This window comes from Aliiroseovarius crassostreae, assembly GCF_001307765.1.
GTDB lineage: Bacteria > Pseudomonadota > Alphaproteobacteria > Rhodobacterales > Rhodobacteraceae > Aliiroseovarius > Aliiroseovarius crassostreae.
The window spans coordinates 43,216-58,719 of the sequence record NZ_LKBA01000008.1; the positions used below are offsets into that span (position 1 = coordinate 43,216).

Annotated in this window: 12 protein-coding genes; 6 read left to right on the forward strand and 6 right to left on the reverse strand. The window is 54.1% G+C overall.

Annotated features, from left to right (window positions below; translation table 11 throughout):
• Window positions 1-104: 104 nt before the first annotated feature.
• The 5 genes from AKJ29_RS10995 to AKJ29_RS11015 form a co-directional block, all read right to left on the reverse strand.
• Window positions 105-536: a hypothetical protein gene (locus AKJ29_RS10995; RefSeq protein WP_040175949.1), complete on the reverse strand. Its 432-nt coding sequence runs from the start codon at window positions 534-536 to the stop codon at window positions 105-107.
• Complete coding sequence (locus tag AKJ29_RS11000) at window positions 521-739, reverse strand: hypothetical protein (protein WP_055190839.1); 219 nt, start codon at window positions 737-739, stop codon at window positions 521-523. The genes AKJ29_RS10995 and AKJ29_RS11000 overlap by 16 nt, the downstream gene beginning before the upstream one ends.
• Window positions 740-825: 86 nt before the next feature.
• A complete protein-coding gene (locus AKJ29_RS11005; RefSeq protein ID WP_055190841.1) occupies window positions 826-1,848 on the reverse strand; it encodes a hypothetical protein in 1,023 nt (340 codons plus the stop codon).
• 292 nt (window positions 1,849-2,140) lie between these two features.
• Entirely contained in the window at window positions 2,141-8,329 is a 6,189-nt protein-coding gene (locus tag AKJ29_RS11010) for a strawberry notch-like NTP hydrolase domain-containing protein (protein WP_055190843.1), read from the reverse strand.
• Between the two features lie 93 nt (window positions 8,330-8,422).
• The gene (locus AKJ29_RS11015; RefSeq protein WP_055190845.1) at window positions 8,423-9,664 is read right to left on the reverse strand and encodes a hypothetical protein; all 1,242 of its coding nucleotides are present in this window, start codon (window positions 9,662-9,664) and stop codon (window positions 8,423-8,425) included.
• A 501-nt stretch (window positions 9,665-10,165) separates the two neighbouring features.
• On the opposite strand from AKJ29_RS11015, the gene AKJ29_RS11020 reads away from it, so the two are divergent.
• Entirely contained in the window at window positions 10,166-10,984 is an 819-nt protein-coding gene (locus tag AKJ29_RS11020) for a ParA family protein (RefSeq protein ID WP_074963792.1), read from the forward strand.
• Entirely contained in the window at window positions 10,984-11,541 is a 558-nt protein-coding gene (locus tag AKJ29_RS11025) for a hypothetical protein (protein WP_055190849.1), read from the forward strand. The genes AKJ29_RS11020 and AKJ29_RS11025 overlap by 1 nt, the downstream gene beginning before the upstream one ends.
• Window positions 11,542-11,545: 4 nt before the next feature.
• Here AKJ29_RS11025 and AKJ29_RS11030 read toward each other — a convergent pair whose 3' ends face one another.
• Window positions 11,546-12,586, reverse strand: coding sequence for a site-specific integrase (locus tag AKJ29_RS11030; protein ID WP_040175942.1), 1,041 nt, complete (start codon window positions 12,584-12,586; stop codon window positions 11,546-11,548).
• A 239-nt stretch (window positions 12,587-12,825) separates the two neighbouring features.
• On the opposite strand from AKJ29_RS11030, the gene AKJ29_RS11035 reads away from it, so the two are divergent.
• The 4 genes from AKJ29_RS11035 to AKJ29_RS11055 all read left to right on the forward strand — a co-directional run bounded on the left by AKJ29_RS11035 (window position 12,826) and on the right by AKJ29_RS11055 (window position 15,470).
• On the forward strand, window positions 12,826-13,047 hold the full coding sequence (locus tag AKJ29_RS11035; RefSeq protein ID WP_055190851.1) for a hypothetical protein: 222 nt from the start codon (window positions 12,826-12,828) through the stop codon (window positions 13,045-13,047).
• 290 nt (window positions 13,048-13,337) lie between these two features.
• Entirely contained in the window at window positions 13,338-14,255 is a 918-nt protein-coding gene (locus tag AKJ29_RS11045; RefSeq protein WP_055190854.1) for a hypothetical protein, read from the forward strand.
• Window positions 14,209-14,634, forward strand: coding sequence for a hypothetical protein (locus AKJ29_RS11050; protein WP_139231473.1), 426 nt, complete (start codon window positions 14,209-14,211; stop codon window positions 14,632-14,634). Before AKJ29_RS11045 ends, AKJ29_RS11050 begins: the two co-directional genes overlap by 47 nt.
• Complete coding sequence (locus AKJ29_RS11055) at window positions 14,631-15,470, forward strand: type IV secretory system conjugative DNA transfer family protein (RefSeq protein ID WP_055190858.1); 840 nt, start codon at window positions 14,631-14,633, stop codon at window positions 15,468-15,470. Before AKJ29_RS11050 ends, AKJ29_RS11055 begins: the two co-directional genes overlap by 4 nt.
• Window positions 15,471-15,504: the final 34 nt, after the last annotated feature.

Sequence of the window (15,504 nt, forward strand, 5' to 3'; positions counted from 1 at the left end):
GTTTGTGAACCACGCGGCAATCGCTGGGCCCAATGCTTGAGCCGAAGACGCTGAAGGCGCTCCGATCGTCAGAGCCACCACCAACCAACCTGTAGTTCGGCCGATCACAGCGACAAGCCTTCCCACCCGTTCTGCAGGATACCGTCCAAATCGGAGGTCAGTGTTGAACTGTGGTCGGAGATGGCAGTGTTAACTGATCCAACGGTGTCGTCGATCGTGCCCTGGATAGCCTGACAAATCTGCGTCTTTGCATCGTTGATTGCGTTGTTGATTGCATCCGTCACGGCTCCGGTCACCAACGACAGAGGGTCGATAATCAGATTTGACAGGTCGAAGCTGTTCAGCAGGTTCGGATTGATGCAGCTGCTGGGGCCGGTGAAAATGTCTTCGACATCCACTGCCGACGACTTGATGATTTCGACCTGACGATCCAAGGCCGCTTGTGCGGCATCATCGACGATGCACTGCGCCTGAGCCGAGTGCGCGGCCACAATAAAGAGGGTCGCCCAAAAAGCGCGTTTCACTGTTGAGAACATTGTTTTCTTCCTTCCGCGAGAATTGAAGCCACTTCCAAAGCATCCGGATCGAGAACCGTTTTTGCTGCTACGGCGGCACGAACAAGTTCAGGATTGAGGAAACGCTCAGACAGCACAGTCGGTAGACCATGCGCGGCCCCGAGGTGACCTAGCGCAAGCGCCGCTTCTGCGGCGTCCTCTTCTCGTTCCTGATCGTCAGCCATATCTCTTCCAAATGTGAATAGTAGTTTCAATATTTAACTTAAGCAGCGCAAAACGCAATGCCGAAATCCGCCAGTTTAACGGACACTCAAGTCGCGTAACGGGGGATTAGGCCTTCAGAAGCTGCTAAATGGCGGAGGAACTGGTCGTAGGTTCTTTGCACATACTGGTTCATGAATGACGTTTTTCCCGTGTAGATCAGCGCATCACCGTCAACGGACAAATCTGCCTCGTGGAACCATGAGCGGTAACTGGCCGGGCTGTGTTCGAAAATGCCGCGACGGATTCGATCAAGCAGACCATCGCCTTTCGGTTCAATTGCCGAATAATCTGGCTTAGGTTCCGCTTTCCTCGTTGTCTTGCTCGCCGTATTCGACGGGTCGAAGCCGTTCACGTATGGGATTTTGCACCATTTCGCGAACTGGAACAGAAGGCCGATGTATGTTTTTCCCGATTTGAGGACAAATCCATCCTTGCTGATCCATTCTCGGAAAAAGCGAAAGATCACATCGGGGTCGATGCCGGGGCGCATCTTTCTGATAATGCCCAACAGCTGTGGTACACAGCGCACCGAACCCGTCACACTCAAAAAATCTTCTTTCGAAGAAAATCGCATATACGTATTTTTCTTAGAATAAGAACCCTGTTTAATAGGGGTTTCAGATGTGACACCCTCCCCAGCCTCTGCTGTGTCATGTTCATCGTCGCAATCGCTACCAGCCGTCAGAGCATCAACAATTTCAGAGACCTTCAGCTCATTCAGCCAAGCGGTGAGCTTCGGAAAAATGTACTCGCTGGATTGCTGACGACCTTGTGGTGAAAACTGTTCGATAGCTACGACCTCGCCAGCTTCGCGCAAACCGGTCAGCCTGCGCCTGATGGTGGACTTACTGACACCCTGGCACTCAGCCATCTTGCCGATACTCAGCGCTATCGATTTCAGTGTTCCGCGCTTGGCGCTATCCCAATGAACCCATGTCTTTAGCAGCTGAAGGAGTGACCTCTCCCCAGCTGACAGCGACGACGTTTCATTCGCGATGTACCTGTCCGCGTTGCCCGAAGTGATAGCCCGAGCCCGCGTTTTGCTCATGGCTTTGCATGAATCATCCATTTCTCTCTCCTCATGGAGAGCGATCAAGCAGACACAAAAACACCGTTCGGTGGCCAAGAAAGCATTGACCTCCGGTCTGCCGGTGACTATGTTCGGAGTTGACAAATAACTGCAGCCGAACACGGTATGTGAAAAAGCCCATGGTAGCGCCAACTACCGGGGCTTTTGCTTTTCTCGCTCTAGGTCATTGTTGAACCTTCTTCTTGTTTTCCATTCAGGCACTGCGAAAGTGCCCACTCTAGCGATAGAGCAGACTGCACAGTAAAGTCAATTTTAGAAACAACCCTTAACATTACATGCCCGGAGAACTAACGAGAGTTCTCTCCTGTGCTGTTATGTCTGGTCTGCCTGCATTGATCTCCGCCGACTGCTCTGTGACGGGGTTATCTTGGAGTTTTTGCAACCCTTTATAGATTCGCTTACCGCCACCGTTCAAAAGTAGCTCATTTTGGTGATACTTGGCAATTGATGACAAGATGTCGGCTAGACCTACCACATCCTGTTGTTCATCAAGGTAGTATGTCCGGCTCAAAACGCCTCTGGGAAGCTTCATATCTCCCAGGTGGTCGGTGCTCTCGCCCACCAGCCCACTGAAGTCCGGATCATCCTTAACAGCGGGGTTCGTCTTTTTGAAGAAAACCGTCATGGTTCCCCTCTCAACAGACGCTGCCACCATGCCTGTTTGTGAAAGGCCTTCAAGCCCTAGTTTGAGCGATCCTTTATCCACGTTGTACGAGAGGACATATCTCTTGTTGTTCCAGTCGTCGCCATAAGCGCCGCGCTCTATGACTTCTGTCGTTGCAGGGTACAGCTCACGTTGTTCGTTGGCCTGGCTCCGCCCTCCGCGCGTGCCGACATCATAGAACCAGCGCCACGGATCACCCCCAGCTGCAATGCTGAGGGGCAGATCCTCGGCCACATTGCCAAGTGACTGCGCAACTTCAAAGACAACCGCATCAGGGCTTTCATCGAACCTGGCGGAGACGGATGCCCATCCCTCCCGGTCCAGCTCGTACATTGCATCAGCGAAGGTTTTTAGGAGATCTTCGCGTTGATCCGCTGACACGCTGTAGTCACTACCGAACGCATGAACGACGCCGATAATCTCAAGATACGCTTGCATCTTGCGGACATCGGACAGCTCTGGCGCGATCACCGCGTTGTTTTGGCTCTTCGACGCCAGCTTATCCAAAATCTCTTCGGTGTTGTTCTCGGACAAGACAACCGCGTGACGGTTGACGCCAGCAGAGTCCGTGAACACCGCTTTTTCGCCTTCCGCCTTCTTACCCGACTGAACGAGCTGAAGAGCGGCAAAGAGGTTACCTTCCAGCACGAACCGTTCACGCAGCCGCGTTCCAGAGGGTACGTGGTCATTCACGGTAGAGAACAGGCGATATCCCAATGGGTTCGTAACGTCCGGCTTCACGCCCTCCGTTCTTAGCTCCTGGGCAGCCTCTGCGATCTCACGCACGACCCCGTTCCACCGCTCGCCATAAACTTTGGCAAGGACATCAGATGATTTCGAAGAACGGCCCATCCAGTTTACAAAAGCTTCGATAGGAACAATTGGCCTATCGCTCTCTTTGTGTGTTCCACTGAAATCAAGACCACTCATCATCGAAGAAAGCGAAGATCCGAAATAGCCCTGTGACCCAGCCGCGACGAAGGAAACATGCCAATTCGAAGGGGTGCCAACTTCATCCTTCGGGAACCGAACAGCGGTAATAACCGCAGGAATAACGCCGTCATCATCACCAACAGCCTTTAGCGCCTTCCCAAACTCACCTTGCATGAAATCAGAAATCGCATCCGGCCTGATACCAACCACTCGTCCCGGCTTTAGGAGATCACGCATACTGGAAAACAGCTCCGCACGCTCCACCGCCCGCGAAATGGGAACCATATACCTTGCCGGATTGAACGCCCTGCCAGACTTGGCCTCAATGTCCCGTATATTGTTCCACGCCTTTCCGGTCTCGCCGTCCGGCGTTCGATCAAGCTCAAACTTCATCTTGTCGAGGAACAGATCTGAAGCGACTTCGCGACGGGTTCGATCCTCGTCGTTTTTGGCTAGGTTCTCAGCTCGTCTCCAAGCGTCGTGCAGCTGCCGCAACAGAAGAGGATCAAGGTTTCGGAACTCTTCACCAGCGGCGGAGCCACCGTGCCGGGCTTCCTTGAATACATCGTGGGCGAAGTTGAAGCCGTATCCGACCCCATCCTTTTGGTAGATGCGATCGAGCCCAAGATAAGCCTCTGGGTCAGATCGATCCCCTGCCCTCTCTGCGTTCGATGCTACGCGCTCAGAAACCTCTTTCGTGGTTTCCCATCGCACATGCTCAACGTACGCCGCCCTGTTCAGGTAGACGGGCTGTTCCGCCAATGCGGTCGCATCCTCGCGACCATCGACCAGGACACTCACGGTCTCTACTTCCGCGTTCCAATCGAACTGAGCCAGGCGAAGCGGATTCCGGCCTTCTCGCGTAAGTTTCTCCATATAGAGGCTGAAAATCGTATCCACCTCGGCAAGCACCGCTTCTTGTCGATCGAGGGGCAAGCACACGATGCGGCCCAGCAACTTCCGGCCGAGGTCGCTACCTTTCGGGTCCAAATCCATGCGATCTGCGATCTCTGGGTTATTCTTGGCAAATGCTGCGACAGCCATATCCCCAACAGGATTGAGCAGGTCGATACCTTCGATGTTCGTTGCATTCTCACGGCTCGCGCTCGTGGAAGATGTGAGGTTTCGGTTTGCACGGTTGAAGAGGTTCGCAAGACGCTCATCGGCCGCAAATCCGGTGCTTGGCGTGTAGTAGATTGGAGCAGATTTCTGCGCAAACCGGTTGATCCGGCCTTCAACTTGACGCTGATCGGTAATGTCCTTCTGGAATTGAAGGGGTATCATTGAGCGCCTGCGTAGGTCCGGCCCAACGGCAGGACTTGCATGAGCTGACAAGCCAGTCGCAGCGCCCTTGTTCAAGCCCAGCACGTCTGTACGCCCGGCACCAAATTCCCTGATGGCTTCAGCCTTCGTCACGGGATCGCGGCGCTCAACATAGAAACGACCATCGCGCTCGACGACAGAAAGGCTCCGTTTCGTGATGTCCCGGAATGTGAGACCGTTCTCATCACAAACCTCGGCAATCAGATCCAATACGTTGATCCGCATACCGGACCAGTCAAACTCATCAACCCGCTCGCAGAACTCGGAATACCAACCTTCGAATTCTGACAGGCGGATGGTTTCGCTGTCGCCCATCGCGGTCTCAATACGCGCATCCAGCAAACGGCTGGCATTTCGCTTCAAGACGTGACCAATGTTCGGGTGACCATCTACTTGATCGTCAAGACTATTGGATTGTGAGCGCACCCATTCAGTCAGTGTGTCTGCTGTTGAATCGACAACCAATGTAGGCTTCTCGCCTTTGCTGATCGATTTCATCATCAGCTCTTCGGCAAACAAGCCTTTCACCGCCAGCATGAGGTATCGTGAGTAGTTGTCGAACTGAGAAACCGGGCTCGTGGTAGTGACATCGACGGTTTTGTCCTGGCCGTTCAGGATGGCACCGCCAAACTTTGCTTTCGCGATCGTTTGAGCGAGGTCTTTCAGCGTTGGCGCAATATCGACCAGTTCAGCAAGGAAGTCCGCCGCCAGGTCGGTCGCCTCGCGAGCATAAAGCATCTTGCGCTCGTTGAGATCGGCCAGCTGCACCATCTCACGCTCGATCCCGGCCGAGCTCATCTCGCGTTCAATAAGGCGTCCACCAGAAGCCATCTCAGCCGAAAGCACTTCCTGCATTGACAGCGGGTTGGCTTCCATCAGCTTCATCAAATCCGATGTCGCAATCCCTGTGTTCGGCAATGCTGCAGAGTAAACAACGATGTTTTTTCCGGACTTCATGGAAGTGGCCGAGGAATAGACAACATCTCCGCCAACTGCCTCTGCTTTATCAATAATTGCCTGTACCCAAACGCCAGTTCGGCTATCGACACCCGCAGCCTTGTGTACCTCATCCAACTGTACAAGGGGCTTCTTGCCAGCGTTGTCATCGAGCCAATTCAGGATCGATTGCAACCGCCAGTGACCCGACTGCGTTTGAAGCTGACTGTAGGTGAGCATGACCAAATTGTGGTCTGGATCAATACGAGAAACCTTCTTAGCAACGCCGCGTTCGGACGCGGACGTATGGAAGATAGTTTCACCGGTTTCAGGGTTCCTGAGACCAGCATCGGGATTCGGATTGAAGATAAATGGCCGGATTTCACCATCTGAGATCCACTTATCAATCGACCGCCCCGAAACATCGCGCAGATCCCGAGATGCAAAATCTGTGAACAGTGTTGGGTCAAGCGTTGAGAACAGAACTGGTTGATCGTTCCGTATTGCGCTGAGAGCCAAGGCCGCTAGCTGGCGTCCCTTACCGACACCCATCTTGTCGCCGATGATCATCGCTTCGCCCTTGGTGCGGCGATATAGTCCCAATGCGATCGAGTCGACTTGCTCAGGACTGAGGATTTCACCCGACATAAGCGCTTGGCGATCAACGCCCAGCTGATCGCTTACAAAATCGTCTAGATCACCCACCTCATCCTGGACCGACTTCAGGGCGCGATAAACAGGCCCTTGAAGCGTCTTCTGAATGACGACTGACCCCTGCCCTACAGCCGAGAACGGCACATAGGGTCTCGTAAAGGCATCATCTTCGATATCGTCATCGTACCAATCGGCAACTTCGATGCCGGTATCCTCGACCTCTTCTGCGCCATCAGCGGCTTCCTGTGGTGTCTCAGCAGGCGCTTCGGGCCGCACTGGCGCCGGAACGGGCTCTGAAGGCTCTACAGGCGCGTCAGGGCGTCTCTCAGGCTCTGAGGGTGCGCTAGCCGTATCGCGTGGCCCCTGAGGGTCTGCAGGAGCTTCTACGGGCTCTGTGGTGTCTACCGGGGCAGGAGGGGCAATGTCAGGCCCTGTGTCCAGTTTAACGGGCATCAGGGACAGGTTATCGTCTGCCCATTCATAGAGCTCATCATAGGAGCCAACAACTTGAACCTCGTCAGCAGCGGCTTCGACCGCTTTATCGAGATCCAGCAGAGTATCCATCTTGCCCGAAAGAAAGTGAACCAAGACTGGCGTGTTCGCGCCCATGGACTTGTAGAGGTTTGCATTGAGCGCAACAGAGCGGACTTCAGAGAACATCCTGTTGAACAAAATTTGTTGCTTTAGCCGGCCGCCATCTAATTTGGCGGGATCAAACATATCGGCTGGCATCACCAAAACGGCGTCTCCGCCACGCTTTACTCTGGCAAGCGATTTAACGGTGACCTCGGCATCCAGAGTGTTTACCGAAAATTCAGCGGTTCCATAGCCCAGAGGAACCTTGATCCCAGAGGCAAGCTTTCCAAATGGCGGATTTATTAGAGCCCCATCAAACTCCTTTGGATGTGTGGCCTTCAATCCTTCATCAAAGTCAGCCGCTTTTACCGATGAATTGGAACCGAGCGCAGCTGCAGCTCGCGCAGCTCGTGGCTTGAAGAGCTCAAACCCCGTTACATGTCCGCCTGCGGATGCAACAGCCGCTGCCAGAACACCGTTGCCAACAGTGGGTTCCAGAATGGTTTTTCCACCAGGCTGCAAAAACTCCGCCGCGAGTTGCCCAACCGCAGGTGGCGTAGAGAACTGCGCAAGAGTCAGCTTCACTCCGTCGCGTTCGGCGAAAGGAGGTAGGCCGGTTGAAAGCTGAGAGGCAGCCTCGCGCCCTGAAACAAAGCCCTTCGAGATGACCGTCGCCATTTCACCTTCGATCAGTTCTCGAAATTCACCAGCGGTTGGTGATTCACCGTCACCGGCTGCGCCTACAGCAAGCAACTCGTCGATTTCTGCTTGACTGACGCGGCCATACTTGGACGCCGTTGCAACAGCGGTACGGGCAATCAAACGCCAATCATTCGCGTTATCGCCATACAGGAAGAGCGAGCCACGCCCCCCTGCCCTTTTGGTTTCACCGTCCTGATGGTTCTGCCACTCCGCATGAACTGTCTTGGCATCTGCGAACGTCCGGCCCAACAACCTTTGGAACACATCCTTGCCTGAAAGGTTCTGCCCGATGAGACGAGGTGTGATTGCATCGCCCTCAAAGCCGTAGCGCGGAGCATCACGATCGAACAACTTTGTCACCGTTGCTTTGTCAGCAAGGTTGATCAGGTTCTCAGGGCGTCGAATAACTCGACCAGGGATACCCAAGGCTTCAAAGAAGCCCTCTGTGTCTGAAGGCAGGGCCACCACAACCATTGTGTGGCTATTAGAGGATAGAGAGCCAGCAACAACAGTGCCGTTGTGGCGGGCTACTTGGCGAATACGAGCGGATTGCGAGCGCTTCTCAGAGTTCGGAACGACGATCGCAAGAGCTTCATGCGAGCCATCGTATCGATCTGATGGGACGATAAGGCCAACTGGCCCCTCACCGCTGCGTGGGACGAACAATCTCATGAATAAGTTCCTGACAGGACAGACCTACCGGGCAACACAACGGTCACCCGACAGATCGAATTGAAAAGGGGATCGCGAAACGACCCCCTCATTTCACATTGCTGGCTGGCCGAATTCTTGGCCTGCGGTCCGTGATCGTTCCTGCTCATTCTGCATCTTCTTGGCTGCTTCGAGTTCAGCTTCTTGTTTCGTCAGCGCAACGTCAGAAATACGCGCGGCAACTTCACTGACATAGACTGCCATGAACCGATCATCCGTTGTCTTTGTTAGGAACCGTTCGGTCGGCAAGATCTGGCGAATACCAGCAGTGTATGTCTTGTTGGTGTCGGGAATTTGCCCGCCCTTTTCAACGCCGATATGGGCGGGAAAATAACCGCGATCGGACAGGCGCGAGCCCTTCCCTATCTTTTCCCGCTGTTCGCTGTCCATGACATCCTCACGAACATACTGCATCAAATTCCCTTGCAGCGTCGGCCCAACCGAAACGTCGGCATTCGAGTCCAGAATTGCGTCATACAACGAGGCTAGATACTCAGGATTGTACCCATCATCGGCCTTCTCTGGCGCTTGCAAGTTCTCGAATGGAATCCCGACCTTAGCGGCCAGGAGAGTTTGCGCATTCGCCTCTCGGAAGTCGTATGGCTGCCGGAGAATGTTTTCTCGAAGCCCATTGATCGGCTCCCTCGCCTCGTCATCCCAACCTGTCATGAGGCGGAAACCCTTGGCCTCTTCCTCTGTAGAGACCGCGACAGTGACACCCGATTTGGCGTCAAACGCGAATGGGAGTGATCCGTCACGGTTGTTCGATAGCAGGCTTTCGAGCTTGTCGAGGTTCGCCTCCCCCGGCACGAAGGAATCTTCGACGAATACAATGTTCGCCGATCGCCGAGGGTTTGTTTCGTTGTCGTTGTACGGTTTCCGAACCTCGACAAGCGCTGTAAATCCTGCCTGGTTTTCGGGGCTTGTCGTAACGGCCTTGCCCCAACGGGCCACCAGCTCATCGTTACGGTTCTTAACGACGTTCTGCATTTGAACGATCGAGCCGGGTTTGCTTTTTTCTGCCATTGACTCTGCAGATGGCTGCTTCCGCATCTGACGACGGGCTTCGTTCTCCCGCTTTTCATCCGTATCGAACTTATCCTTGTCGTACACGAAGAGTGCCGCGAATTCTTTCGGGGAAGACGGAAAACGTACGGTGACTGATTCGCCGGTGTTGATATCATGTCCATGGACTGCGTTTTTCTCAACGTCGAATTCATCGACCTGCATAGCAACATGCCCTACTTGGTTGTTTTGGCGCGGTTTTCCGTTCCCAGCCTGCAGTTTGAAAGCCATCTCTAAATCTCCTTTTAGGTGCGTGCGCTCGGCACCGAGTGCGCCAGCGATAAGTTAAAAGTAGAAACAAAAACTAACTGTGTCAATTCGCTTTGGTTTGTAACCCTTTGGGATCACACAACTTCTAACAGCCGACCTAACAGGGGCGCTCACAGAAGCGTTAACAGAAAAATGTTAGCGGCCTTGGACTTGTGTTGCTAACACCAGTGCTAACATGAAAGTGTGACGGTGGATGAATCGTGGTGGTGGCAATGCTAACACATAGGTGTGAGCAGATACTAACAGTGCGGTGTGACAAAATGCTAACAGGACCATGTGAGTAAGTGCTAACATGGTGGTGTGACAAGTGCTAACACGACTATGTGGCGAAATGCTAACAGGCAGGTGTGAGAGTAGCTAACATAAAGGTGTGGCGAAATGCTAACAGGCGTATGTTAGAGATTGCTAACAGGACGGTGATAGCGTATGCTCACACAAAAGTGTGACAAGAGGTGTGAGCAAATGGCAGTAATTGCATTCGTGAATCCGAAAGGCGGTTCCGGAAAAACCACCCTGAGCATGGTGCTTGCGGAGCAATATGCGAAACAAGGGTTGTCCGTGGCCTTGATCGATACCGATCCGAACGGGTTTCATAAGATCTGGTTGGAAGACCGGCCCGAAGAGTTGGGCGATCCGGGTTTCACGATCATGTTTGAACCTGAAGAACTAAATGTTATCAGGACGTTGGAAGATGCTGCGGAGAAGTTCGACCTTGTGCTTGTGGACACCGAGGGGACATCCAGTAAGACCGTAACTCGTGTCATTTCGAGGACGCACCTGGTCGTTGTCCCGATCAACCCAAGCACTATGGACGCCAAGCAAGCGAGCAGAGCCGTCAGGCTGATCAAGGATGATGCCCATATGCTCGGCCGGGATATTGAGTTCCGCCTGATCTTTTCCCGCACGAAAAACATCAGAAGCCGAACGCATCGAAACCTAGTTAGGGACTTGGAAAACGCTGGTTTGCCAGTCCTGGAGACGCAAATGACCGAAAGGGCGGCTTTCTTAGAGATATTCGAGTACAGCGCCACCATCCAAGAGCTGATTGAGGACGCGCAATCCGACCTTTCTGAAGCGCAAACGGCGCTCGACGCACTCTTAGAGGACAGCCAAGAAGAAGAGGCCGTCCAAAAAGAAAATAAGAAGCAAGCAACTAAGCAAAAAGCAGCGGTCACAGCGGCGACGAAAAAGATTGAATCCCACGGGAAAGCGGCGGTGAACGCTCAAGCTGTAGCTGCAGAGATAACCACCGTTCTAACCAGCATGGCGGAGGTCGCGTGATGGCACTTAAAAGATCCTCAGCATTCGCGGATAAACTTGAACCGATTAAGCCTGATCCAGCGAAAGAAGAGGCTTTTCTCGATAAGGCTGCGGAAGGGGCTTGGCACGATCGCAACGTGAAGCCAGAAGGGCAGGGGGGCGATGAACCGAAGGCAAACGCGAAGCCGGAACCCACCCCTAAACCGGCCAGTAAACCCAAGGCGGCCAAACCCAAAACTAAGGCTAAACCTGAGCCTGTAGTAGAGCCGAAAGTCGAGGCCGAAAAACTGGCTGCAACGGCTCCGAAAAAGCCTGCTCGCCCAGCGCCGGTATCAGCCTCATTTCCCGAGCTTGTGGAGCAGTACACCGAGGCCATGAGGGCAGGGGAGAACTTACCGCTTCCACCCAACCCTTTCTTCCAGAAGGTGGACCGCCACAGGGTCTACACCATGTGCCCTGTTCACACTGCGGCAGCCCTTCAAGCTTACTCTGATGCCAAAGGGTATAACCAGATGTGGATGGCCATTGACGATCTGCTGCGTAATGCGGAGCTGTACGGCCCTGAGGGCGCTCAGTAGGCCGCTACCGCGCCTTAGGGCCGTTCACGCCTTCAGGCGCCCTCTCAGGCCCTCTCAGGGCGTTTCCGGGCCTCTCGGGAGGTGTGGGTACATTCAGGTTATCGACGGCCTCTACTGACGCTGCTGAAGGCCTCATCATCACGCCGGAACGTCCCAGCTGTCTGCGGCCATAGCTATCTACCGCAGTCCGCGCAGAAGCGTGTCCAAGAAGCGCCGCAGCTCCACCCGTCACCGTACCCAAATTCGCCTTGGCGTCTGCCGCTGCCTGATGCCTGAAGCTGTAGATCGTCAGCTTTAGAAACAGCCTTTGAATGATCCCATTTTCGACCAGTTCCAAAAGGCAGTGATCAAGCTCGCGCCTGAGCCCTTTCTGACACCTTTTCCAAGGCTGTTCTTCTTCGTATTCCAAGAGCTCCCGGATGTCTGCCAGAAGCACTTCGGCCTCGTCTTCTTCGGCATCAAAAACCAACTCACGATAAGGCCCATTTCCACGCCTCGCTGTGGGCATGGTAGACCTGCTGTTTACAGTGCCCGGAGGAACGTATTTCCCATTCACGACGCGCAACCGAAAAGGCTCACCCGTAGGCAGCAAGATCGAGGTGTCAGACCACTCCTTCGGCCTCAAACCAGTTGCGAGTGTGCAGCATAAAAGCACAGCGAGGTGGCGGCTAAATTTGCGCTTCGACCGATGCGCCGTTTCGATCACGGCCGATCCGACATCGGGAGGAACAAACTTCAGCACATGCCGCTTCCTCGGATCAGGACGCTCCACCCCATCCAGCTCAAAGTCGAAGCTTCTTAGCGCTTGGTCATTGCCGCCGTCTTCGAGGCACCACCGGATTGCGGAGGCATACTGCTTAAAGCTTGCCAGCCCCAAATCGCTCTCGCCTAGACCAGCTGCGAGGGCTTGCCCGAGGGAAGGGCTATCATCTTCGCCGTTAACCAACTCACGAGCCTGTTCGAGACGATTGGCAAAGATGACCCGATATTTTTCCGCCGTGTCCGAGGTAACTGTTTGTTCCGATTCCTCAAAAAGATCATCCATGCCAAGTCTCCGTTGCGGGCCATCTGCCACCAATTCTCTCACCGCTGCTAACACCATCGCTATCACTACACCCCAGCGATACACCCTCGAAATGTCCGTTAAACTGTATGTGAGCCACAAACCAGATAACGGGAGCGCGTACCGCTGGGGGATGTCAGAAGTGCTAACACCTATGCTCTCATTACGTTGACACGCGGAATTCGTAAAGTATAAGGTAGAAACAACCTTTAACTTAACGGATGATCACCATGCACAAGCTATCTCGGGTAACATTCCTCATCCTCGCCGCTGGCTCCCTTGCCGCGTGCGCTGGCAACTACAACCCCCATCGCCCTGGCGACCTCGTGAATACGGACACCTTTGTTTCGAATGTTCTTGAGGAGCACGGTGTGATCCGTCGCCAGAACACGAAGCCCATTCCTGGCACCAGCACTGACGAAGAAGAAGTGCCAACAAGCTAAGCGAAGGGCGTCCCAATGATAGGACAAAAAGGCGTCATAATTCTGTGGTCGGCGATCATTGGAACCCTCTGGGTGTCTACCGTGATTTGCGTGCTGGTCATCAGAAGTGAGGCCAATGCGCTCATCGAACGGGCGCGTTTAACTGACCCCAGCATTACGGAACACACTGCGCTCATCTCAGGAAACGGAGGGTTGGGGAAGTTCCTTCTGATCCGTCTCGACGGACCAGTGACAGAGGTGTTCGAGAGGTGCCCAGGGCTGATCGAAAATGCCATCTGCATGAGGCTGAAATGAGAGCCGTTTTAATCCCCTTCGACTTGGCTCGCAAAGCCACATCCTGGGCCGTCACATCACCTACCGAACAGGACATCTGTGCCACCGTTTTTTGCGCTCAGATCATCAGAGGTTTTGACGGCCGGAAAGACATGGACCCCGAGCACTATTTTGTCGGGAAAGATGTCACCCAGATTTCACTCGATGAAGTGTTCACCGTTCGCTCTGAAGACGCGGTTCCAGAGCAACGCAAAGGGGCGCACTTGTCACTCTTCAATGAGATCCGTTCAGCAGAATTTTCAGCTCTCCTCACACACCTAGTTCATGACGCCATGGTGACCGAGGATGTCGCCCTAATCTTCCCCGATGCAGTGAGCTTTGAGTACGGTGATCCGGCTACCTTCATCGCGGCGAATTCTGTCAGTTTGAGGTTGGATGCTGATCTCAATCCTCTGGGTGAACCCGTCAGCCCAGATCGCTTCACAGTCTTCGGCATGGGCGAGTTACTTCTGCTCGATCATGTGCTTCAGGTCTGGGATGACATTCCTGATTGCGCCGCGCCAAATGAGGATATCTGCGGTAGCGACTTTGGAAAGGTTCTGACCGCTCGTGTTGTCACTCAGGGGCACGAAGAAGGAGAGAGAACGGTCTCGCTTTTCGAAGTGACGGTTCTCGAAAACGAAGTTCAGATTTCGATGACAGAGAAGCCCGAAATCGTTCCGACTGAACAGGCGGTCGGCGGGGATGAAGACATCGTTCTGGTCCCCTCGGAATTTCGCGAAGACGGGCAGGTGGTGACCACAGACGGCGAGGTTTTGAACCCGCTTCTCGGTCTCGCAAAAAACAATCTCGCAGGACAAGACGAGCAACAAGAAAACGGAGGCGGCGATGACAGCAGCGGGCAGACCACCCAGCAGTCAAACGAGTTGGATTAAGGTGCAGGAATTTCGCTTTGATCCGAACGACAGCAACGACAAGAGCTTGGCCGTTTTTTTGCGCCAGGCTCCGAAGCGCGGCGTTCGCAGCCGCATGAAGGAGCTGATGGTTATCGGATACCGCCAGCACCTTTTGGCAGTCGAGAAAGAAGTCGGAGAATATGACGAGCCCAAGGGCCGTAACAAGATTGGGGTGATCGGCAAGTTCTCTTTCGATCGCACAGACCCCATTGAGCGCGATTTGTACGAGTACCTTAAGCGGACAAAGAACCGTCGGATGATGGTGAAAGATCGAATGCAGACTTTCATCCGAGACGGCTTCGCTGCGCGCCATTCCACCAAGAAACCCACGCAACAGACTGACGAGGTTAAGTCATGATTCAAGGAACCCTTAAAACGGTCAGCGCAGTTTTGTTGCTGATCACTGTCGCAACCGGTGCCACGGCGCAGTCCACGCCGCAGCAGCCCTTACCAGTCGATATCCGTGATGTCGTAAACCGGCCAACACCGGAGTTCGATCGCAATGATATCGTCAACCCCGACAGCCGCTTTTACCAGAACAACGGGACATTCGCTGCGAGTGGTGCTCGTCGTACACTGATTGAAAATGCTGCCCGTGGGGTTGGTATTCGTGCAGGCTTTGCAGCTGAAGCAGAGCAGATCAATGCGATCGTGATGCAGAAATGGCGTCGGATTCTTGACCAGCACTACAATTTCCGGCCGCTGCTGATGCAGAATGGTGTGGTCGTGCCGCCCGTCATCACCCGTATTCAAGGTGTGCGGGAACTCCCCAGCTCACGACTGCTCTACAGTGCGCAGATCCAATACGAGATTGTCAAAGAGCCCCGGCTGTCAACATTGCCGCCGTCGTGGATGGATTATGCCTTGCTGCCAATCCGCGACGTTCGTCCTCCGAACAACGTCTCGTTCGAGAACAACGCCGAGAAGGATCTGTGGCGCTCTGCTGCGCGGGCTGGTTGGGACGAGGGTGTAAGGGAAGCGCGGCTAGCCTTCGTGGATGCCTTCAATGTTCTGGCGCGAGACTATGCTGGGATGCAGCTCTTTCACGAGCTTGCTCGTAGTGGTTTCGTAAGCGTTCCTCGTGTGGACATTTCGCGTCAGGCAACGCGCATCGACGAAAACGGTCGTCGGGCCTTCGTCAACGAGCAGGCCGTGCGCCTGGTCGCGGGTTCGCGTTTCCGGCTCAGAAACTGATGCCATCTTTCTCCCTTGCATCAATCACGAATGA

Coding starts and splice junctions, on each gene's coding strand:
- AKJ29_RS11015 (WP_055190845.1), bottom strand. CDS start 9,664: ATGGCTTTCAAACTGCAGGCTGGGAACGGAAAACCGCGCCAAAACAAC.
- AKJ29_RS11010 (WP_055190843.1), bottom strand. CDS start 8,329: ATGAGATTGTTCGTCCCACGCAGCGGTGAGGGGCCAGTTGGCCTTATC.
- AKJ29_RS11030 (WP_040175942.1), bottom strand. CDS start 12,586: ATGGATGATCTTTTTGAGGAATCGGAACAAACAGTTACCTCGGACACG.
- AKJ29_RS11055 (WP_055190858.1), top strand. CDS start 14,631: ATGATTCAAGGAACCCTTAAAACGGTCAGCGCAGTTTTGTTGCTGATC.
- AKJ29_RS11025 (WP_055190849.1), top strand. CDS start 10,984: ATGGCACTTAAAAGATCCTCAGCATTCGCGGATAAACTTGAACCGATT.
- AKJ29_RS11000 (WP_055190839.1), bottom strand. CDS start 739: ATGGCTGACGATCAGGAACGAGAAGAGGACGCCGCAGAAGCGGCGCTT.
- AKJ29_RS11005 (WP_055190841.1), bottom strand. CDS start 1,848: ATGGATGATTCATGCAAAGCCATGAGCAAAACGCGGGCTCGGGCTATC.
- AKJ29_RS11020 (WP_074963792.1), top strand. CDS start 10,166: ATGGCAGTAATTGCATTCGTGAATCCGAAAGGCGGTTCCGGAAAAACC.
- AKJ29_RS10995 (WP_040175949.1), bottom strand. CDS start 536: ATGTTCTCAACAGTGAAACGCGCTTTTTGGGCGACCCTCTTTATTGTG.
- AKJ29_RS11045 (WP_055190854.1), top strand. CDS start 13,338: ATGAGAGCCGTTTTAATCCCCTTCGACTTGGCTCGCAAAGCCACATCC.
- AKJ29_RS11050 (WP_139231473.1), top strand. CDS start 14,209: ATGACAGCAGCGGGCAGACCACCCAGCAGTCAAACGAGTTGGATTAAG.
- AKJ29_RS11035 (WP_055190851.1), top strand. CDS start 12,826: ATGATCACCATGCACAAGCTATCTCGGGTAACATTCCTCATCCTCGCC.